This is a genomic window from Paenibacillus sp. J45TS6 (assembly GCF_018403285.1).
Classification (GTDB): Bacteria; Bacillota; Bacilli; order Paenibacillales; family Paenibacillaceae; genus Paenibacillus.
Genome location: NZ_BOSJ01000072.1, coordinates 1 through 415 on the forward strand (window position 1 = coordinate 1; position 415 = coordinate 415).

The window sequence follows — 415 nt, forward strand, 5'->3', positions numbered from 1 at the left end:
CACCCGAAGCCGGTGGGGTAACCGCAAGGAGCCAGCCGTCGAAGGTGGGGTAGATGATTGGGGTGAAGTCGTAACAAGGTAGCCGTATCGGAAGGTGCGGCTGGATCACCTCCTTTCTATGGAGAATGGTTTCCTGAAACGGAAACATTCAAAACTACGTACGACGAAAGTCGGCGGATCACTTTGTGAAAGCAAAGTAACACTCACTCGTTGTTCAGTTTTGAGAGTTTAATCTCTCAAAAAAAGACATGTAATTTTATCTACACAGTTTGTGTTAGACCAAAATTTCATGGTCGCTGTTTCGGTGAAACAGCTTTGCTCATTGAAAACTAGATAACGAAACAATTTTGCGATTTTAGAAATATCCTTTAAGCTGAACTTGTGTTAAACAAGTGAAGATTAATAGATTGCTGAG

At 42.2% G+C, this 415-nt stretch carries 1 rRNA gene; it reads left to right on the top strand.

From position 1 onward, the window contains the following. Positions 1-116, top strand: a 16S ribosomal RNA gene (locus KJS58_RS24985); the annotation flags it as partial. Between the last annotated feature and the right edge of the window lie 299 nt (positions 117-415).